Source organism: Gilvimarinus sp. 1_MG-2023 (genome assembly GCF_030548285.1).
This window is the reverse complement of record NZ_JAUOSC010001219.1, coordinates 1-259: the sequence shown is the minus strand read 5'-3', so window position 1 is coordinate 259 and position 259 is coordinate 1. Positions and strand designations below refer to the sequence as shown.

General features: G+C 62.9%; 1 protein-coding gene. It reads left to right on the top strand.

The window, feature by feature from the left end:
• Window positions 1-259: hypothetical protein (locus tag Q4563_RS20745; protein WP_303605861.1), on the top strand; the 259-nt coding region annotated here is incomplete at both ends.

Below are 259 nucleotides of genomic sequence, written 5' to 3'. Positions count from 1 at the left end.
GCCATGGCCCGTTGGCTGGAAAGCCGTCAGCTGGCGCGCAAACCCCGACTGGCAGAACGGCTGCAGGTTGAACGAGGCTGGGAAGATGCAGTGGAAGCAGTCCTGGGGGACTACTTGCAAGCACTGGTGATCGATAATCTGGACGCCGCCAGTCAATGGCTGGACAGCTTGCAGGAAGGCAGCCTGGTGCTCTGGTCCGACTCCGCCGTTGATGCGAGCAATACCGCGCTGGCCCCGGACTCCCTGCTGCAACGGGTAC